Genomic DNA, 21,812 nt, shown 5'->3' on the forward strand with positions numbered 1-21,812 from the left:
TGGAAAACTCGACCACGCCGAAGCGTGCCCGCGCACAGCCGCCGCAACTGATCTTACGGACGCACGTTAACGGCCGCAAACCAAGCTTTGACGCCAATACATTTCCAACGACTTTGAAGGGTTCCTACACCCCGCCACTGAATTTTCAGTGACCACCAAAGACTATCGATGGAAAACATTTCACACCAGTTCATGGAAACCGACGCGAGTTGAAGGAAACTTCCGATGGGCTTGTCCGTAAATTTCGCATTCACCACAGCAGTTTTAAACACCATTCTATTTAGTCTGTTGTGCTGGCAATCAGCGCACTGAGATTTCATGTTTTGGATTCCAGATCGTCAAACACCCCACTATTCCAAGCCATTCCCGCTTAAATCCTTTAACCCAGTTTATTACAGCCACGTCGTCCAAAATAGTTGCAACATATTTATCCAACTCCCAACTGATATCTGGATCACCAGAATCCACATACTCCGGATTTTTTATTAATTCGTTATGCCAATCCCCGACTCCTTCATAAGTTTCTCGTGAAGCCTAACCAAGGCCTGCCGATGAGTTGATTCGTCGACCTTTACATCATTTGCAACGCGGAGCACCACAAAATTAAAAACGCAGCCTGCATCATCCACTCTCTCAAGCAATGACTAAATTTTCTCTTTTCCAATAACTTTCAACACAAAAAAGATCCTACTCAGGTAAACAGTCTAGCCATGACAAAGCTCAAAAAATTGGAGTATTTATTTATACTCACCAAGCTGATTGATCTTCAAGACTCGCCTTGCGAAGGTCGTCTTTCCAATCTTCGCCAGCCAACCTATAAATATCCTCAAAAAAGCCACGAGCATCTTTTATTTGCGTTTCGTCCCAAGCAACGCAAGTATTTTCATCATAGTCATTTTCAAACTGAGCTAAAAAATCAAACCCCGGAAGATTTAGCGCCTCCTCAAGCACCTTAAATAATAAGAATCTGTGTCTATACGTAAGATCATCAAACCTCGTCAAGATGAAGTTCCTTATGACGACTTCTCTCTGACTTTTGTCGTTCGGATCATAAGCCGATAATTCGGCGCCCAGCGTTTCTTCGAGATCATATGTAGAAATACCTCCAAGCCAGTATGAAAGCATCGGCTCAAACGGAAGGTCAAACATGGGCCACTTTAACATTGCACTTCCTTAATCTGGAAACCCTGTATAAGGCTTATTGATATCCTGCCTGCGAAACCTGACTTCAGAGTAATTTAGCTCATCTACGTACTTCGGATTATCTTTATCTTTTCTGTTTGGCTTATAGCCTCTGCCAGCACCTGGCATTTCTTTCCTCACAACGGGGTCCCCTCTGCTTGTGAACCCGGTAGGAGCCGGCGGCTTTCGATTCATCCTAGATACCGCATCATTTACCGCGTGAAACTGGAGTAACCAGCTACTGAATTGAGAACTTGAGTTCACCCCCTCCTTTACTCCCGGCTTTGTTGGATGACTCCCATCAATAGATCTTTGCTTCAACGCTGCATCGGGTATCTCGGGGTTGTGCTTAGCAACAGTATGCATGTCATAGATATGCTCAAACTCTTCGACCCGTCGTTTAGCATTCGCCTCAGCCAACTCATCAATCCGCGCCCGCCGCTGCTCCGCCGTCAGCTTCGGCAGCGCCGGCTCACCCTCATCAACTCTAGCGCCAGTCGTATCCCCCGGTACCTTACAATCCGACTTATCCGGCGGCGGGCAGCTCAACCCCAACGGATCAACCCACCCCGTCGGATTCGGCGTGTACTGGTACTGGTTCAGCCCACCCGCCAATTTGATCGGATCAGGCGTCAGGTACCGGCCAATCTCCGGATCATAGTACCGATGCCGGTTGTAGTGCAGGCCGCTCTCGGCATCGAAGTACTGCCCTTGAAACCGCAACGGCTGTTCAAGTTGTTCACCCGCGCCATGGGTCAGGCCGGTGACCTTTCCGTAAGCGTTGTACTTCGCCGCCCAGACAATCTCGCCACCAAAATCCGTCAGTTCCTGCGGTGTGCCGAGATGATCAAGTTGGTAGTAGAACGGGCAGGCCTGGCGTGGGCCTTTGCCGTCGAGCATGGCCAGCGGGCGGAAGGTTCCGGGCTCATAAACATAGCTGCGGTAATGTTCGCGGCTGCTTTCGGCGACAACCTGATCGCCTTGCCAGAAGAATTCGGTGGTCTTGCCATCGACGGTTTTGGCGATGCGGCGACCGAAGGCGTCGTAGCGATAATTCGCACAACTTCCATTCGGTGAAGTGACGGCAATCAACCGATGCTGGCAGTCGTAGCGATACTCGGTGACGAGTTTCTGCGCCGTGCCGCGCCGTTCGCGGGTGAGGTTGCCGAAGGCGTCGTAGTCGTAATGGCGGTCGCCCTGCATCAGCAGGCGATTGCCTTTTACGCTGGCCAGACCGGGACGGTCTTGCATCAGCAGGTTGCCCGCCGGGTCGTGGGCGAAGCTTTCCGGTGGGTCGTCGCGGGTGTGGCGAACTCGGGTCAGACGATTGAGGACGTCGTAAACATAGCTGCGCTGGCCGTGGCGGGTGTCGGCGATGCTGTCGAGATTGCCGTTGGTTGTGTAGGCATAATCGCGGCGGTACAGCGGTCGTTGCTGTTGGCTGACAGCGTGAGCCTTCAGGCGCCCTTGGTCGTCGTAGGCATATTCGCTGAGCAGCAGGCCTTGTTGGCGTTGTTGCTCACGGCCGAATCGGAACTGATGGGTGGTGAGTTGCGCGCCATTGAGGTCGATGGCCGTCAGCGCGCCGCCCTTGGCGTGGTGGTAATCGAGTTTGCTGTTGTCCGGCAGGCGCAGGCGTTTGAGTTGGCCGCAGGCGTCGTAGCTGTAGCGCAAGGTGCCCCAGCCTTGGTGTTCGGTGATGAGGCGGTCTTGCTTGTCGTAGGAAAATTCCAGTGGATGGTCGTGACCATCATCAACGCTGACCAGGCGCCCGAGGCTGTCATAGCGGTATTCGACCTTGATGCCGTCGTGCAGCGTCTTGACCAGCAAGCGTCCGGCGGAGTCCCGCTGATAACCGGTGATGAGCGTCGAACCGTCATCGCCGAATTCGGTTTTCTCCAACAGTTGCCCATTGAGGTCGTAGGCATACGCCGTGCGCTGCCCGTCGAATCCGGTTTCCTGTCGGATCAATCCATTGGGCGTGTAGTCCAGCTGATATTTTTCGCCGGATTCGTTTTCGATCTCGGTCAGAAGCAGCTGCGCATTGTCGTAGCGATACGTCAGTTGAGTGCCGTCGGGGTTGATGCGGCGACTGACCAGGTGCAAATCGTCGGCATATTCGTAGCGAGTAACGCGACCGAGCTCGTCCTGTTCGGCGGTAATCTGGCTGTAGGCGTTGTAGGTGAAAGCGCGAGTGGCGCCTGTAGGAAGCGTCGTCTGAATCAGTCGGCCAATGTCATCCCATTGATACCGGGTAACAGCGCCATGTTCGTCCTGACTGGTAGTCCGTCGGCCCAGCACGTCGTAGGAATAACGCCGCACGCCGCCATCCGGCAGCGTCTCTTCGACCAGTTGCCCCAAACCGTTCCAGACGAACATATGCCGACTAGTGTCCGGGTAGCGGATGGTCAGCAACTGCCCTTGAGCGCCGTAGTAGTAATGAGTGACTTGCCCATCCGGGTCGACAGCCTCGGTGACGTCGCCCTGGGCATTACGCCGATACGTCCACACCGCTTCGCCGCGATGCCGCGCATACAGGAAACCGTTGCGATACTCGTAGGCCGTTGGCTCATCTTCCGGTGGAATCAGCGCCACTAGGCGTCCGACTTCGTCGTAACGGTATTCAGTGACCGCACCGAGCGGATCTTGCTCGGCGATCAACCGGCCGCTGTCGTCGTAAGCCTTGAGGTGCTCGCCACCATCCAGTTCGACCTTGCGCACCAACCGCGCCCGGTCGTCGTGAACGTAAACCTCTTCACTGCCGTCGATGTTCTGGACGGTGACGCTACCTTCGTCATCCCAGACGTAACGCGTGTCCATCTGCGAAAACGACGCCCAATGTCGGACGCATCGCGCAGCCTTGCCAGACCTTTCCCACTCCCAAAAGAAACTCGCCCCACCGGTCAATTGCCGCTGCAGGATCACGTGTTGATCGTCGTAGTCGTAACGCTCGCTTTCGCCGGCAGCGTTGATAGCGGCAACCAGTTGATCGCGCTCGTCGTAGTCGTAGCTGACCAGCGTCTGCTCGGTGTGCCAGGCGTCATCGAGGGTCTGGGCTGGACGAAAAACCTGGTAATCGACGGCGATCAAATGACTGCGGTCATAGCGCAACAGCAAGGCGCGACCAGCACCGTTGTCGAGGCGTTTGATCCGGGCCTGGCGGTCGCGGGTAATGCACAGACGGTTGTCGTACGCGTCGCTGATCGCTGTCAGAAAACCGTTATGGAAGTGGTAGAAACGTGTCTCGTCGCCGGACTGTGCGAGGATCAGTTCTTCGGGTTCTTCGCCGAGGTAAATCGCCGCTCGCGACAGGCTGTTGTGGATCGCCGGGCGTTCGGTATTCGGCAGCGGAAACGTGGTGCGACGGTTTTCGTGGTCAATCCAGATGACGTTTTCGCCATCGATTTCCAGGTGATGCACAAGGGTGTGGCTCCAGCCGAAACCGAGGCCGCTGTCGATTTCGGCGGCGCTGGTGCGATAGAGCCGGGTGAAATCGAAGGGCAGGATTCCGTCTAGGGTGCCGTCGGTAAGGGTCAGCAGTTCTTCGCCAGTGACCATCGATACCGGGCAGTTGTTGGTCGCTGTTCTGTCCGCAGAATCTGCGCTGTCGCCGTTGGGGTTTTTCGCTTGGTCGGGGACGTTGTCATGGTGTTCGTCTTTCTTCAGTGAAGCGTTGCGACGTGCGCTCCAGTTCAGTTGCATCCGACCTTTTTTCATGCCCGCGGCGATGCCTCGGGCGGCGATTTTTTTGTAGCGGTCGACGTAGCTGATGAAGTTATTGATGATCGTGAAAATCGCTTTCACGAGACGTAGAACAGCGCTGAGCAACTGCGCGGCGCGTTTAGCCAGACGCATCGTCAGATAAGCGATACCGGCCCCCGCTGCGGCGAACGTCAGGACGATGCCGATCAGGATGTCGATCAACAGCTCCACCACCACGGTCGAAACGGATTCGGCGGTTTTACCGGCAATTTCGCTGGGCGGCAGCATGTCCAACCAGAGGCTGACGCTGCGTACCAGCAGGCACAGCGCCGCTTCGTCGCTGGCCAGCAGCTGGGCTTGCTCCATCACTTTTGGTGATTTTTCCGCCAGATCACGCAGTTGATCGGCGCTCTCGCCCAACATCTCACCAAACTTTCCGGGATCCTTGAGAATCTCCGAAAGCAGACCGATGCCGTCCCAGACACCTTCAATGGCCGCCCAACTTCCCGCGAGCAATCCATTGCCTACAGCAGCCGAAGACGATTCCGACCACTTGGGTTTAAACGTCTTCCACTCATCACGCAGCCAGCCTTCAAGCTGCGTCGTCAAACCGTCATAGGAAGCGAAAAGATCATCGACTTGCTGCGGCGTGACCTCACTGTGAACATGAATGCGGTAAAACTTGCCCTCAACCCCTCTAAACGTCCCTTTGCCATGTTCATCAAGCGTGACCGGCGTCACCTCCCCGCTCTCAGACGCAATCACATCGACCTGAATATTCCCGACGGGGATGTCATAAACCGATTCAAACTTGCTCTCGATCTCCAGCGCCCCACCCTTCGGGCACCGCACGACGGTAGAAGAAAAATCGTCATCGCCACTGCTCACGATGGTGCTGGAATGACCGAACCGAACGATCCGTTCCATCCCCATCAACGAAGGCAAATCAGCTGCATGACTTCCCTTGTCCGCCGCCCGGCTCAACCAGTGCTTCAGCTGTTCACGGTAGAGGGAAAGGGTATTCGGAAAACTGTCGAGCTCCTGCTCGATGCGCACAATCTGGTCCATCAGTTCAGCTCCGCCATCAGGTAATCCACCAAGGCTTGTTTCGATGCCTGGGGCAGGTCCTGCGCTTCAAGAAAACTCGCGACCTTGCGTCGCAATACGCTGTCGGAAAAAGCCTCGAACAGGTCCGGAAGGTCCTCGCTCAGCCACTTCAAGAGGTTGTTGACTCGGGTGACGTCAGACTGTGCGGCGAGCTCCTCGAGCAATGTCTCGGGGACGTTCCACCACGGAAAAACCTGGGAGCTTTTCAGCGCACGACCGCCGATTTCGAGTGCCTGGCCATTGATCAGGCAACGTCCGATGACCGGCAGCAGTTGCGCGGCATCGACGTCGGCGGATTGCAGCATCGGCAGCAGATAGCGCCCGTCCCAGAAACGAAAAAACACCTTGTCGTCATTAGGCAGCAGGGCTTGCGTGAGACTTCGCAAGTGATCGACCACGACCTCCAGGCTCGCCGACGAAATCGCCAACCATCCCCAGTCGCGAGACTCAGTTGCAGCGACCCATTCCAGAAACCCACCATCAACGGCGACGATTCCCACGAAGGGCATCACCGCTTCCCACTCGGCGTAGGCGGTGTCAGCCCAGATAGGGCTCGGAGCTTGAGCGGTGAGCAAGCGTTGCCAGGCAACGAACGGTTCAGCCGCGCTGGCATTGCTGAAGATCGCGTACAACTTTTCATCATTCTCTAACGGCCGAAGTTGCAGCCAATGACTGGACGTTACTGTATTCATGACGAGCGCTCTCGCAGCGCTCGAAAGAATCGAATACGCTGTTATTTAAAACAACAATCAAATGAAAGTTTATGGAGCTAGAGCTCCACCCCTAAAAAGTTTGTTAAAGCTTTTCAAACATAGCGACCTAGGTTAATTACTACGCTCGCCAGCCTTTAAACTTACCTATAATCACTCCAATTATGGAAATTGCGCCTAGAACAAACATCATTCCATTGACGGCCTAAATTTTGCGCCACAGCCCGACTGGAAAGCGCTTAAAGTCTTTCGTGTCGAGATCTCCATTTTTCAAAGAGTTTCTCGAGAAAATAAACAATGAGCCTACGCAACTGAAGAATAGAAAGCGGCCAAACGGGTCCCATCCCAACAAATTTTTCTGGCAATAACAGCAGGTGAGTTGCTCAGATTTTTCAATATATATCCGCCGCACAAAAGTAAGCGACATACAACATAGCCAATGTAACCAGCAAAATTAGAACGATTAAAACCGGGCCACTTAAAAGGAATACTGTTTCCGCATAAGTTTTCATTTTTCAACCCCCTACAGAGTTTCCCCGTCCCGCTCGCTCCAGTGCCCTACAAAGGGGACAGATTTATTTGTCTCCGTACCTAGGTCACTCAATCCATCCCATATATTTGCAACCGACCAAGAACACAATCATCGCCCCCCCACTTCCCAGTGCTGCGATGTAAAAAAAGCGAATCATCCCCAGTAAGCCTCTAGGAAAACTCAGATAATCCTCCTCATCCAACGCGCCACACTTAATCGCCCAAGACGGAAATACCAAAAAAGATCCTACACCGGTCAAAATAAAGTGGATTCCAAACAGCCCACCGTTTAAAAAAGACTTCCGCGCTAAAACCCCATGGGAATTGCTAAGAAACCCTATGATTTTCTGCATCTGAAAAAAATAAAGATAGACATGACCGAAGATAGATATAAACCCCAAGCCAAAAAACAAGCCTCCAAAAGTCAGAACGAACCAAACTTCATCATCGTTCGTCATTGATAGATTTCCTCATAAATTATTTCTCCAATCTTCTCTCCTGCCGTCTCCCCGCCCACCGCTCCGCCCAAAGTTCCAACGCCCACCAAAATCAAAGAACACCCAACAAACCCGGCGCCTGCAGTAACAGCTCCGATTCCCACACAAGCAAGCGATCCCAAAGCGCCCCCGACCATACTCCCCGCAAATGCACCAGAAAACTTTCCAGCTTCCGAAAACTTAACTTTCCTACAAGCCTCTTCAGCCCCAACCCGGCAGGTTTCTTTGACCTTTAACCCCGAAGCAGAAGCCCCTAACGCAACACCCACCCAACCACCGGCCTTAATTACCTTCCCAGCCTTACTCACCCCATCAATATGCGTCGCATACCCAGGAATCCCTCCCGCCGTACCAGCCTTACTCCAGTGATGTACAAGACTGCGGCTGGAAATTCCCAACGCATTTTTCAGTTTTGGATGATCTGGAATACCCACGCCTTTGCGTACCAATGGCCCAAGGCTGTTATCCAGCCGACCCATCAGTTTTTTACGCTCGGTAAAGAAGTCCGCGCCCTGGAGTTTTCCGTGTTTGTCGAAAGTGCGTTTGTGGAGGTTTTCCAACTCTACGAGCGTGTCCTTCAAGTTGCCCAAGTGCTTACCAAACATCGCCGCCCCAATACCCACCCCAGTCGAACCCTGCGAAAGAAAAGATTCAATCTCCCCATGATGCCGCGCCATAAACTCCGCCTCCGCATCGCTCAACGGCTCAAGTGCCGCATCGACTTTCTGCGCGGCTTCCATCAGCAAAGCCTCTTCCCGGCTGCATTGCGTATTGCGCGGATCACTGAGGACGATCAATTGGCCGGGTTTGGCGAAGTTGGAGAGCTGTGGATTAAGGCTTCTGAATTTCTCCAGCACCGCCGGCTGCGATTGCGCAAACAAAATCGACTCAAGCGCAGACCGAGACATCCCCTGCTCGACGATGTGAAAACCCGGCTCAACGGTTGAAGCAGGTGCAGCGGATGAAGCCTTTGGCGCACCGGTCAATGTGCTCGGCGCAGGACACATCCCATCCTTGCAACGCTCACACTCTTCACAGAACGGCGCATCACCTTTCAGGCTCTGTATCTGCGCCGCACTGAGCAACGCCGCCGGCGCTGCGGCGAGTTTCAAAGGCACGTCCGGCGAAATCGCCACGGCGGACATGGCCGCCATTGGCGCACCACCGACCATAATCGGCACGCTGCTGAAAATCCCGCCGGGGCCGATGTTGATCCACTGCCCGCCCGCCTGAATGGTCGCGCTGGCACCGCCGTCGATCACCACTTGCTGGCCGGCGCTGACATGGAATTGCTGACTGGCGCTAAGCGCCTGATTGGTCACGCGGATGTGCCGGTCGCCGGTCACCAGCAGATGATCGTCTTGCCTGATTTCGGTCTGGCGCTGGCCATGGGTGATGCGTTGTTCGTCAGCCTTCAGCTCATGCCGGGCGATGCCTGTGACTACGATGCTGCGGGCGTTATCGACTTGTACCTGTTGATCATTCAACACGTGCTGGGTCCAGTTTCGCTGGGCCCGCAGGTAAATTTCCTCGGCGCCTTTGCGATCCTCGATGCGCAATTCGTTGTAGCCACCGCCACCGGGACTGCTCTGGCTACGGAAAATGCTGCGGGTCTTGTCGGCGGGCAGGTCCAGCGGAACGGGCGTCGCGGCGTTCGGCAGGCAGCCCATCACCAGCGGTTTGTCGGCATCGGCATCGATGAAACCTACCAGCACTTCCATGCCGACTCGCGGAATCAACACGCTGCCGTAACGGTCGTGGGCCCAACCGGTGGCGACACGCAGCCAGCAACTGGAATGCTCGTTGAGTTGGCCTTCGCGGTCCCAGGCGAGCTGGACTTTGACCCGGCCAAATTCATCGCAGTGGATTTCGCTGTCAGTCGGCCCGGTGACCACGGCGGGCTGGTAGCCTAGCATTCGCGGCTTGTCCGGCCCCAGCGGAGGACGAAACGAAACGTCCCACGGCGTTGCGAGAAAGGTATTGCGATAGCCCTGGAATTCACCTTCCTCGGTGGCGGACTCTTCCAGCACCTGCGGCTGACGACCATGGTGTTCGATTTCAGTGATTAACCACAGGTCATTCCAGGCCTGACGCGGATGCTCGGTCAGTTGCAAGAAATGTCCGCTGATTAACGCGGATTGATCGCTGCGACCTTCGGCCTGACGGTAATCCGCGCCATGGCGCTCCAGCGTTCGCTGGGTCAGTTGCTTGCCGGATTCGCGGTCGGTGAATTGACCGGGAAAGTGGTAGTCCTCCAGCACCGGGCGCTGCTCGCTATCGATGCGGCTTTCGAGTGGCAAACGGGGTTTGTGGAAGTCGTAGTCCCGGCGAGTAACCGTTGTAGTCCGGGTCTCCAGACGCACATTGAAACGCTTGATCGACGGAGCACTGGCGGCCATGCCGCTGCCGGGCAGGTACAGCGTGGGTTCGGGCAGACGGGGAAAAACAGTCTGGTCATCGCCGAACACCAATAGGTGCCCATCGGGACTGTGCTGGAAGTGGAAGTGAATGCCAATCTCGGCGCACAGGCGTTGAATAAATGCCAGATCGCTTTCCGCGTATTGCACGCAGTATTCGCGTTCGGGGTAATCGCTGCCGAGTTGAAACTCAAAGGCATCGCGCTGGATGCCATGATCCTTGAGGATTTTCGTGATGATCGCCGGGACGCTTTGGTGCTGGAAGACTCTTTGATTGATGCGCTGGCCAAGGTAGGTCAGACGCGGGACGAGGCTGACTTGATAGCGTGTCAGACGTTTACCGGAATCCCCTTGCCCGCCCCGAAAAATCTGACCGTGAATACCGGAACCCTCTCCGTCAAAACTCAGAAATGCCTGACGATGCAAGAGGCTCTCAAGGTCAAGGTCCGGCTGTTCGCTGACCAGCTCCAGGTCGAAACGGAAAGGTTGGCTGATGGCTTCCTTGCCCGTGAACTCAAGTACCTTGAGCTCATTCTGGACACCGTCGAGGGTCAACGTGAAACGCGGTTGATTGGCAGGCGCGAACATCCGGTGTGTCTCTGCAGAATGAAGGCGGGCGATTCTGCATGAGCAACAAGGGGGGTTGAGCGGAGGACAGAAAAATCAGATTTTCCCTACTTTTTTAGGGATTTGTCCTTCAAGGATCAGTGTATTTGGCTACAGACATTTCCTTCAAAACCACCGCCGATCTACTGTGGGAGCGGGCTTGCTCGCGAAAGCGGCGGGTCAGCTTGCATCGATGTTGAATGTTAATCCGCATTCGCGAGCAAGCCCGCTCCCACAGGGGATCTTCAACATCTCAGCATTTGTGCAACACAAAAAAACGGCCCGCCTCCAACAGGAGACAGGCCGTTTTTATGTCCGCGAAGGATCAGAGCCTCAGCCCCTCCCCATCACTTGTTCAAGCGGAAATCCGCTTCGGCTGCAGCAAAGCGCATCAGCATGCCTTTGGTCGGCGCGCCCAGCTTGCTGACGATGTAGATCGCCAGGCTGGCAAAGATGAAGCCCGGGATAATTTCGTACAGACCCAGCAGTTCGAAATGTTTCCAGACGATCACGGTGATTGCACCGACCAGGATGCCGGCCAGTGCGCCGTTGCGGGTCATGTCTTTCCAGATTACCGAGATCAGCACGACTGGACCGAACGCAGCACCGAAACCGGCCCAGGCGTAGCTGACCAGACCCAACACGCGGTTGTTCGGGTTAGCGGCCAATGCGATCGCGATCAGGGCCACCAGCAACACCATGGCGCGGCCGACCCAGACCAGTTCAACCTGGGAAGCGGATTTGCGCAGGAAGGTTTTGTAGAAGTCTTCGGTCAGGGCGCTGGAGCACACCAACAATTGGCAGCTCAGGGTGCTCATCACCGCCGCCAGAATGGCCGACAGCAACACACCGGCAATCCACGGGTTGAAGAGGATTTTTGCCAGTTCGATAAACACACGTTCGTGGTTTTCGGTCACCGGCGCGGCCAGCTCAGGGTTGGCCGAGAAGTAAGCGATACCGAAAAAGCCTACAGCGACGGTGCCGCCCAGGCAAAGGATCATCCAGGTCATGGAGATGCGACGGGCATTAGCGATCGACTTGACCGAATCCGCCGCCATGAAACGCGCCAGGATGTGCGGTTGGCCGAAGTAACCCAGGCCCCAGCCCATCAGCGAAATCACGCCGATGAAGGTGGTGTTTTTCAGCATGTCGAAGTTGCTTGGGTCTTGCGCTTCGATGGCCAGGAACGTGGTGTCGACGCCGCCGGTGGCCAGCAACACGATGATCGGCGTCAGCAGCAGGGCGAAGATCATCAGGGTGGCTTGTACGGTATCGGTCCAGCTCACTGCCAGGAAACCGCCGACGAAGGTGTAGGCAATCGTCGCCGCAGCACCGGCCCACAGCGCAGTCTCGTAGGACATACCGAAGGTGCTTTCGAACAGACGGGCGCCGGCCACGATGCCGGAGGCACAGTAAATAGTGAAGAACACCAGGATCACGATGGCGGAGATGATCCGCAGCAGGCCGCTTTTGTCTTCGAAACGGCTGGAGAAGTAGTCCGGCAGGGTCAACGCATCGCCGTTGTGTTCGGTCTGCACCCGCAGACGGCCGGCGACGAACAGCCAGTTCAGGTAAGCACCTACGATCAGGCCGATGGCGATCCAGCTCTCAGACAGACCGGACATGTAGATGGCGCCCGGCAGGCCCATCAACAACCAGCCGCTCATGTCGGAGGCGCCGGCGGACAATGCTGTCACCACGCTGCCGAGGCTGCGACCGCCCAGAATGTAGTCAGAAAGGTTGTTGGTGGAGCGATAGGCCATGAAGCCGATCAGCACCATTGCTGCGATGTAGATCACGAAGGTGATCAGGGTTGGATTGCTTACGCTCATTCGAGTGGTGCCCTGGCTTTGTTTTTATGTAGCGGCGAAGTGTGAAACGCCGACAAACGACAACGTTTGTTGAAACGATTTCCAGCCCCGCGCATTTATGACTGATGTTTCCCCAGGAAAGCCATCAGCCGGTGCACCTGTCTTTTTTGACCGGTTGCACCTTGGGCGCGAATCCTATTCAACAACGCAAATAAGGTGCAACCCATTTTTTGAGAATCAGTTGCACCTACGCGTATTTACCGGAAAAAGACCTGTTTTTGCTCCCTTTTAGCGCAGTCAGGATCATTTACTAGAAGTAAAAGCACCAAGCAGGAGCGGTACGTTCGTACCGGAATTTAATTCCTGATGAGCTGCCTATTATTCCGACAAAAAAAGGGTTGCACCCGGTTGCACCTCTGTCGGCGCACAGCTAATCTTGCGGCCAGCTGATGCCACGCGGTCGTGGCAAACATGAGGATAAAAATATGGCTACCACCACCCTTGGGGTCAAACTTGACGACCCAACCCGCGAACGCCTCAAGGCCGCCGCGACCTCGATTGATCGCACGCCGCACTGGCTGATCAAACAGGCAATTTTCAATTACCTGGAAAAACTCGAGGGTGGTGCAACCCTGACCGAGCTGAGCGGTTTGACCGGTAAAGATGCTGACGACGCTGGCGAAGTCCATGCCGATCACGCACACCAGTGCTTCCTGGAGTTCGCCGAAAGCATCCTGCCGCAATCGGTTCTGCGCGCCTCGATCACCTCTGCTTACCGTCGTCCGGAACCGGAAGTGGTGCCGATGCTGATGGAACAGGCACGCCTGCCTGCGGCGATGGCCGAAGCCACTAACAAGCTCGCGTCCTCGATTGCCGACAAACTGCGCAATCAGAAAAGCGCTGGCGGCCGTGCCGGGATTGTTCAGGGCCTGTTGCAGGAATTTTCCCTGTCGTCCCAGGAAGGCGTGGCACTGATGTGCCTGGCCGAAGCGCTGCTGCGCATCCCGGACAAAGGCACCCGTGACGCACTGATCCGCGACAAGATCAGCACCGGCAACTGGCAGCCACACTTGGGCAACAGCCCGTCGCTGTTCGTCAACGCCGCCACCTGGGGCTTGTTGCTGACCGGCAAACTGGTCGCCACTCACAACGAAACAGGCCTGACTTCGTCCCTGAGCCGCATCATCGGCAAGAGCGGCGAGCCGATGATACGCAAGGGCGTCGACATGGCCATGCGCCTGATGGGCGAGCAGTTCGTCACCGGCGAAACCATCGCCGAAGCCCTGGCCAATGCGAGCAAGTTCGAATCCAAGGGCTTCCGCTATTCCTACGACATGTTGGGTGAAGCCGCACTTACCGAGCTCGACGCCCAGAAGTACCTGGCCTCGTACGAACAAGCCATCCACTCGATCGGCAAAGCCTCCCACGGTCGTGGGATTTATGAAGGCCCGGGCATTTCCATCAAACTGTCGGCACTGCACCCGCGTTACAGCCGTGCGCAGTACGAGCGTGTGATGGACGAGTTGTACCCGCGCCTGTTGTCGCTGACCTTGCTGGCCAAGCAATACGACATCGGCCTGAACATCGACGCCGAAGAAGCCGACCGCCTCGAACTGTCGCTGGATCTGCTGGAACGCCTGTGCTTCGAGCCGCAACTGACTGGCTGGAACGGCATCGGTTTCGTGATCCAGGCTTATCAAAAGCGTTGCCCGTATGTGATCGACTACGTGATCGACCTGGCTCGCCGCAGCCGTCATCGCCTGATGATCCGCCTGGTAAAAGGCGCGTACTGGGACAGCGAAATCAAGCGCGCCCAGGTCGAAGGCCTGGAAGGCTATCCGGTCTATACCCGCAAGGTGTACACCGACGTTTCCTACATCGCTTGCGCACGCAAACTGCTGTCGGTGCCGGAAGTCATCTACCCGCAATTCGCGACGCACAACGCCCACACCCTGTCGGCCATTTACCACATCGCCGGTCAGAACTATTACCCGGGCCAGTACGAGTTCCAGTGCCTGCACGGCATGGGTGAACCACTGTACGAACAGGTTGTAGGTAAAGTTTCCGATGGCAAGTTGAATCGTCCGTGCCGCGTGTACGCACCGGTCGGGACTCACGAAACACTGTTGGCGTACCTGGTACGTCGTCTGCTGGAAAACGGTGCGAACACCTCGTTCGTCAACCAGATTGCCGACCAGTCCATCTCGATCCAGGCGTTGGTGGCCGATCCAGTGGCCAGCATCGAGCGCATGGCGACGGCGGAAGGCGGTTTCGGCCTGCCGCACCCGCGTATCCCGCTGCCCCGCGACCTTTATGGTGCCGAGCGCGCCAACTCCAGCGGCATCGACATGGCCAACGAGCATCGTCTGGCGTCGCTCTCTTGCGCCTTGCTGGCCACTGCGCACAACAGCTGGAAAGCCGCGCCGATGCTCGGTTGCGCCTCCAGCACTGAAACCCCTGCGCCAGTGCTGAACCCGTCCGATCTGCGTGATGTGGTCGGCCATGTCCAGGAAGCGACTGTCGAAGACGTCGACAACGCGATCCAGTGCGCCCTGAACGCCGGCCCGATCTGGCAGGCCACCCCGCCTGCCGAACGCGCCGCGATCCTGGAACGTGCCGCCGATTTGATGGAAGGCGAGATCCAGCCGTTGATGGGCCTGTTGGCTCGCGAAGCCGGCAAGACCTTCGCCAACGCCATCGCCGAAGTCCGTGAAGCCGTGGATTTCCTGCGTTATTACGCAGTGCAGGCGCGCAACGATTTCACCAACGACGCCCACCGCCCATTGGGTCCGGTGGTTTGCATCAGCCCGTGGAACTTCCCGCTGGCGATCTTCAGTGGCCAAGTTGCTGCTGCACTGGCCGCCGGTAACCCGGTCCTGGCCAAGCCTGCGGAACAAACTCCGCTGGTGGCAGCACAAGCTGTGCGTTTGCTGCTCGAAGCCGGGATTCCGGAAGGCGTGCTGCAACTGCTGCCGGGCCGTGGCGAAACCGTTGGCGCTCGCTTGGTCGGTGACGATCGGGTTAAAGGCGTGATGTTTACCGGTTCCACCGAAGTTGCTCGCTTGCTGCAACGTAACGTCGCTGGTCGCCTTGATGCACAAGGTCGTCCGATTCCGCTGATCGCTGAAACCGGCGGTCAGAACGCAATGATCGTCGACTCTTCGGCTCTGACTGAACAAGTAGTGATCGACGTGGTTTCGTCGGCCTTCGACAGCGCCGGCCAACGCTGCTCTGCACTGCGCGTACTGTGTTTGCAGGAAGATTCCGCCGACCGTGTCATCGAAATGCTCAAGGGCGCCATGGCTGAATGCCGTCTCGGCAACCCGGAGCGTCTGTCCGTGGACATCGGCCCGGTGATCGACGCCGAAGCCAAGGCTGGCATCGAGAAACACATCCAGGCCATGCGCGACAAAGGTCGCAACGTGTATCAGGTGGCTATCGCCGACGCGGAAGAAGTCAAACGCGGCACCTTCGTGATGCCGACGCTGATCGAACTGGAAAGCTTCGATGAACTGCAACGGGAAATCTTCGGCCCGGTGCTGCACGTGGTTCGCTACAAGCGCAAAGACATCGATCAACTGATCGGCCAGATCAACGCTTCGGGCTACGGCCTGACCCTGGGCGTGCACACCCGCATCGACGAGACCATCGCCAAGGTGATCGACAACGTCAATGCCGGTAACGTCTATGTGAACCGCAACATCGTCGGCGCCGTGGTTGGCGTGCAGCCGTTTGGTGGCGAAGGCCTGTCGGGCACTGGTCCGAAGGCCGGTGGTCCGCTGTATCTGTACCGTCTGCTGTCGACCCGTCCTACGGATGCGATCGAACAATCCTTCGCTCGCGGTGATGCTATCGCCGCGCCGGACGTGCGTTTGCGCGATGCGATGAGCAAGCCGCTGACCGCCCTGCAAGCCTGGGCCGACAGTAACAAGTTTGCTGACTTGAGCACCCTGTGCGTGCAGTTCGCCGCGCAATCGCAAAGCGGGATCACCCGTGTGCTGGCCGGCCCGACCGGCGAGCGCAACAGCTACGCGATCCTGCCGCGTGAACACGTGTTGTGCCTGGCAGAAGTCGAAGGCGACCTGCTGACGCAACTGGCAGCGGTGTTGGCCGTCGGTGGCTCGGCGGTGTGGCCGGAAGCTGACTTGACCAAGGCATTGTTCGCACGTCTGCCGAAGGAGATTCAGGCGAAGATCAAGCTGGTTTCCGACTGGAGCAAGGACGAAGTGGTGTTTGATGCGGTTCTGCATCATGGCCATTCCGATCAGCTGCGGGCTGTGTGCCAGCAAGTGGCCAAACGTGTCGGGGCGATTGTCGGGGTCCATGGCTTGTCCCAGGGCGAGACCAACATTGCGCTGGAGCGATTGGTGATTGAGCGGGCATTGAGTGTTAACACTGCTGCGGCGGGTGGTAATGCGAGCTTGATGACTATCGGTTAAACCGCAACAAGACCGGGCAACCGCAATGGCTGCCCGGCATGCAAAATCCCCTGTGGGAGCGGGCTTGCTCGCGAATGCGGTGCAACAGTCAATATTGATGTCGACTGACACACCGCATTCGCGAGCAAGCCCGCTCCCACATTTGATTAGCGGTGCCCGCACCACACCATCACGCTCATCAATCATCCTGTTCAGCCTTTATTCCCACGCCTAGACTCGGTCCATCCCCAAAAAAGGTAGGCCGACATGTCCGAGACGTTGCTCAGTTCCCGCAATCTGGCTTTCGAGCTGTACGAAGTCCTCGATGCCGAGGGCCTGACCCAGCGTGAGCGGTTCGCCGAGCACAATCGCGAGACGTTCGACGCCGCCATCGGCACCGCCCGCAGCATCGCCGAGAAGTTCTTCGCACCGCACAACCGCAAGGGCGACGAGAACGAGCCGCGCTACGAGAACGGTCAGGCGATTCTGATTCCAGAGGTGAAACCGGCGGTGGATGCGTTCCTCGAGGCCGGTTTCCTCAACGCCGCGCGAAGTTTCGACGCCGGCGGCATGCAACTTCCCACATTGTTGTCCCAAGCCTGCTTTGCGCACTTCCAGTCTGCCAACGCGGCATCGACCTCGTATCCGTTCCTGACCATGGGCGCGGCCAACCTGATCGAAAGCTTTGGCACCGAGAAACAAAAACAGCGCTTCCTGCAACCGATGATCGACGGTCGTTTCTTCGGCACCATGGCGTTGACCGAACCCCACGCCGGTTCGTCGTTGTCGGATATTCGTACACGCGCAGAGCCGGCGTCTGACGGCACCTATCGACTCAAGGGCAACAAGATCTTCATTTCCGGTGGCGACCACCCGTTGTCGGAAAACATCGTGCACATGGTGCTGGCCAAGTTGCCGGACGCGCCGGCCGGAGTGAAGGGCATTTCGCTGTTTATCGTGCCCAAGTTTCTGGTCAACGATGACGGCAGCCTCGGCCAGCGCAACGATGTGCTGCTGGCGGGTTTGTTTCACAAGATGGGCTGGCGCGGCACCACGTCCACCGCGCTGAATTTCGGCGATAACGGCGAGTGTGTCGGCTATTTGGTGGGCAAACCGCACCACGGTTTGAGCTACATGTTCCAGATGATGAACGAGGCGCGGATCGGCGTCGGTATGGGCGCGGTGATGCTCGGTTACGCCGGGTATCTGTACTCGCTGGAATATGCCCGCGAACGTCCCCAAGGCCGGGTGCCGGACAGCAAGGACCCGAACACCGCACCGGTGGCGATCATTCAACACGCGGACGTCAAACGCATGCTGCTGACGCAAAAGGCCTACGTCGAAGGCTCGTTCGATCTGGGGCTGTACGCGGCGCGGCTGTTCGACGACACCACGACCCTGGAAACTGAAGACGCGCGCAAGCAGGCCCATGAATTGCTGGATTTGCTCACGCCAATCGTCAAGTCCTGGCCCTCGGAGTTTTGCCTGAAGGCCAACGAACTGGCGATCCAGATTCTCGGCGGCCACGGTTACACCCGCGAGTATCCGGTGGAGCAGTATTACCGCGATAACCGTTTGAACCCGATCCACGAAGGCACCCACGGCATTCAGTCACTGGACTTGCTCGGCCGTAAATTGGCGCAGAACGGTGGCGCCGGGCTCAAGCAATTGATTCGGTTGATCGCCAACACTGCCGAACGCGCCCAGGCGTACGAATCACTGACCGCGCTGCGTGAGCCGTTGGAAAAACTGGTGGCGCGCCTGCAAACGGTGACCATCGGATTGCTGACGGATCTGGGCCAAGGCAAGGTCAACAGCAGCTTGGCGAACTCGGCGCTGTACCTGAAAGTGTTCGGGCACACGGTGATTGGCTGGCGTTGGCTGGAACAAGCGATTCGCGCCGAGGAAGGGTTGGCCAAAGGGAATGTGGCGGATGTGAGCTTCTATAAAGGCAAGCTGCAGGCGGCGCGGTATTTCCTGACGTGGGAAGTGCCGGGTTGCCACCATGAGTTGGCGATTCTGGAGGCGCGGGATGATGTGTGCCTGACGATGCAGGATGAGTGGTTCTGACTGAAGACCTGTTGTGCTGCTGAAATCCATTCGCGAGCAAGCCCGCTCCCACAGGAGATTGCATTCCAATGTGGGAGCGGGCTTGCTCGCGAAGAGGCCCGCACCGACAACACATCAACTCAACTTGAACCCACCCATCTGCCGCGCCAAATCATCCGCCAATCGCTGCAACGTCTGACAATCCTCGCGACAAGCCCTGACTTCCCCCGCCGTCGCCCGGGCCAAATCAGAAATCCCCTGCACATTGCGGTTGATCTCTTCGGTCACCGCCGACTGCTCTTCCGTCGCCGTCGCCACTTGATGGTTCATGTCACTGATGCGCTCGATCTGCCCGGTAATCGCCGTCAACGAGGTCCCGGTACGCTGGCTCGACTCAACCCCAGTGCCAGTCGCCGCCTGCCCCGAATGCATGGACGACACGGCATTTTCCGCCCCCTGTTTTAGGCTGCCGATCATTTGCTGAATCTCATCCGTCGATGACTGAGTTCGCCGCGCCAAGGTCCGTACTTCGTCGGCAACCACCGCAAAGCCACGCCCCATGTCCCCGGCCCGCGCCGCTTCAATCGCGGCGTTGAGCGCCAACAGGTTGGTCTGCTCGGAAATCCCGCGAATCACCGCCAACACTTGATCGATGGACGCCACTTGATGCGCCAACTCGCCCACCGCCGTGGCAGCGACACCAATTTCGTCGGACATGCTTTCTATATGGCGGATCGAACCACCGACCACTTCTCGGGCCTGCATTGCTTCATCGCGAGCAGTTTGCGAGGCGACCGCTGCGTTGCCGGCGTTCTGGGCGATTTCCTGCACCGTCAGGCCCATCTCGTGGACGGCGGTGGCGACCATGTCGGTCATTTCCTGCTGACGCCCGGAACGCTCGGCAGTGTTGTCCACCACCTTCGCCACCTGGCCGACGGCGGTACGCAAACGCTCGCTGGTGGTCAGCACTTCGCCGATCATGTCGCGCTGACTTTCGAGGAACCGATTAAAGCCCCTTGCCAGGTCACCGAGCTCATCGGCGCGGCTGGAATCTAACCGATGGGTCAAATCTCCACCACCGCTACCGATGGCTACCAGTGCCGCTGTTACCTGACGGATCGGTCGAACCAGCCCACGGGCCAGCAACACCACCAACAGCAGGCACACCAGCGCCACCGCCAGGCCGATGGCGCTGCTCATCCACATGGCGCGGCGCGCTTCGGCATAGATTTGCGACTGTGGCACTTCGGCCACCAAGGTCCAGCCCAAATCCCGTAGCGGCAGGCTTAGCGCCAGATAATCTTCGCCATCGCGGGTAAAAACGCTGTTGGTGGCGAATGCTTTTGAGGTAGAGAGGTGACCCATGACCGCTTGCGCCGCAGGAGCGCCGATTTGCTCGGCCAACGTACGTTTACCGCTGAACTGCGCCTCGGGATGAACCTGGATCAAACCGTCGGAACGAACGAGATAGACCTTGCCGCGCTCACCGAAGTTGAAGTTATGGATCAGCTCCGACAGCTCTTTCATGCTCAGCCCGAGCCCGGCAACACCCACGACTTTGCCGGCCTGCTCGACCTTAAGGTCGATGAACAGCGCCAATTCTCCGGTCGCGGTGTCATTGTCGATATTCAGGGTGCGAGGCTGGTTGCTGTCGAGAAACGAGTAGAACCAGGCGTCTTTGGGGTTGGAGCGGCTGAGGGTCCGGTCCAGGCCTTTTTCGGTGAGGTAGTGATTAGAAGCCGTGCCGACGATCAACGCGGTGAAGGCTTTGTGCTCGGCGCGGATGCCTTCCAGATACTTCACGAAGGTGTCGGTCTGGGCACTGTTTTCACCCCCGGCCAGCCAGTCGCGCACCATGCTGTTGCTGGCGATGTCCTTGGCGGCGGTAAGGGGCTGAACGAGGATGCGCTCGATGTCGTTGCGCATCGCTTCGATGCTCGACGGCAGCGCCTGTTCGACCAGATAGCTCTGGGCGAGGCGGTTGACCACCAGGGTATAAACGCCAACCACGATCAGAATACTGACCAGCAGGGCGGTGCCCATACTCAGGATCAACTGCCATTGAATACTGCGTCGCCAGAACTGCATGGAGCACCCCCAAAGAATAAGTGGCTGAAACACTGCAACAGCCGTGCCGATTGTATACAACGCAAGCGACAATTTTATTCTTTGGTTGTGCGCAAAGCCGATCAGGCCTGATTGATCGTCTTGGCGATCACTTCAACCGTGGCGCTGACTTGCTCTTGGTAACGGTCGAGTTCCTGCTGGTGCTGCTTTTTCATTTCGATCTGCTGGGAGCACAGATTCATCGCCGCCAGTACCAACAAGCGGTCACCGATCAGCGTCGGGTATTTGCGTTTGGTGTCGGCCAGGGCGGCCTTCAACATTAAAGCGGCGTCCAGCAGGGTCTGCTCTTCCCCGGCCGGCGCCTTGATCGAATAGTCCTCCCCAAGGATCGAGACGACTTTTACCCCTGCGGCGCCCTGATTCATGCGCTGACAGGGCCGGCGCTGACGCGCTCAACCAAGGCCTGGATACGGGCGGCGGTGGCGCCTTGTTTCTCTTCCTGTTCCATCAGGCTCAGTTGCAGGCTTTCGTTTTCATCCTTGGCTTGGGCCAGTTCTGCGCTCAGGGTCTGGTTGGTGCCGAGCAGGGTCTGGTTCTGTTGCACCAGGTCGCTGACCAGTTGTTCCAATTGACTTAGGGATGCTTCCAACATTTTGATTTTCCAAGCTTTTTCAAAGGGCGCGTACGATAAAGAAAAGTCACCACGGATGCCAGG

10 protein-coding genes and 1 pseudogene are annotated in these 21,812 nt (G+C 57.2%); 2 read left to right on the plus strand and 9 right to left on the minus strand.

Annotation, left to right across the window (positions count from 1 at the left end):
• Positions 1-747 precede the first annotated feature (747 nt).
• From ACWIKB_RS10445 to putP, 6 genes and pseudogenes are all read right to left on the minus strand, one after another.
• Positions 748-1,164 (minus strand): hypothetical protein, encoded by a 417-nt coding sequence (locus tag ACWIKB_RS10445; protein WP_475266614.1) that lies wholly within the window; start codon positions 1,162-1,164, stop codon positions 748-750.
• 9 nt (positions 1,165-1,173) lie between these two features.
• Positions 1,174-5,952, minus strand: coding sequence for an RHS repeat-associated core domain-containing protein (locus tag ACWIKB_RS10450; RefSeq protein WP_475266615.1), 4,779 nt, complete (start codon positions 5,950-5,952; stop codon positions 1,174-1,176).
• Positions 5,952-6,683: a DUF4123 domain-containing protein gene (locus ACWIKB_RS10455; protein WP_475266616.1), complete on the minus strand. Its 732-nt coding sequence runs from the start codon at positions 6,681-6,683 to the stop codon at positions 5,952-5,954. The genes ACWIKB_RS10450 and ACWIKB_RS10455 overlap by 1 nt, the downstream gene beginning before the upstream one ends.
• 614 nt (positions 6,684-7,297) lie before the next feature.
• Positions 7,298-7,690 (minus strand): hypothetical protein, encoded by a 393-nt coding sequence (locus ACWIKB_RS10460; protein ID WP_475266617.1) that lies wholly within the window; start codon positions 7,688-7,690, stop codon positions 7,298-7,300.
• 1,034 nt (positions 7,691-8,724) lie between these two features.
• Positions 8,725-10,734: pseudogene (locus tag ACWIKB_RS10465) on the minus strand (type VI secretion system Vgr family protein); the annotation flags it as partial.
• A 365-nt stretch (positions 10,735-11,099) separates the two neighbouring features.
• Complete coding sequence (putP, locus tag ACWIKB_RS10470; RefSeq protein ID WP_475266618.1) at positions 11,100-12,584, minus strand: sodium/proline symporter PutP; 1,485 nt, start codon at positions 12,582-12,584, stop codon at positions 11,100-11,102.
• A 464-nt stretch (positions 12,585-13,048) separates the two neighbouring features.
• Here putP and putA point away from each other — a divergent pair, with 464 nt between their 5' ends.
• Positions 13,049-17,002: a trifunctional transcriptional regulator/proline dehydrogenase/L-glutamate gamma-semialdehyde dehydrogenase gene (gene putA / locus ACWIKB_RS10475; protein ID WP_475266619.1), complete on the plus strand. Its 3,954-nt coding sequence runs from the start codon at positions 13,049-13,051 to the stop codon at positions 17,000-17,002.
• Positions 17,003-17,248: 246 nt separating this feature from the next.
• Complete coding sequence (locus ACWIKB_RS10480; protein WP_475266621.1) at positions 17,249-19,051, plus strand: acyl-CoA dehydrogenase; 1,803 nt, start codon at positions 17,249-17,251, stop codon at positions 19,049-19,051.
• Positions 19,052-19,165: 114 nt separating this feature from the next.
• Here the strand turns inward: ACWIKB_RS10480 and ACWIKB_RS10485 are convergent, their stop codons facing one another.
• From ACWIKB_RS10485 to ACWIKB_RS10495, 3 genes are all read right to left on the minus strand, one after another.
• Complete coding sequence (locus ACWIKB_RS10485) at positions 19,166-21,118, minus strand: methyl-accepting chemotaxis protein (RefSeq protein ID WP_475266622.1); 1,953 nt, start codon at positions 21,116-21,118, stop codon at positions 19,166-19,168.
• 101 nt (positions 21,119-21,219) lie between these two features.
• Positions 21,220-21,522: a cell division protein ZapA gene (locus ACWIKB_RS10490; RefSeq protein ID WP_475266623.1), complete on the minus strand. Its 303-nt coding sequence runs from the start codon at positions 21,520-21,522 to the stop codon at positions 21,220-21,222.
• Entirely contained in the window at positions 21,519-21,749 is a 231-nt protein-coding gene (locus ACWIKB_RS10495) for a hypothetical protein (RefSeq protein ID WP_008149645.1), read from the minus strand. Before ACWIKB_RS10495 ends, ACWIKB_RS10490 begins: the two co-directional genes overlap by 4 nt.
• Positions 21,750-21,812: the final 63 nt, after the last annotated feature.

It is taken from the genome of Pseudomonas sp. 5Vm1k (assembly GCF_056161485.1).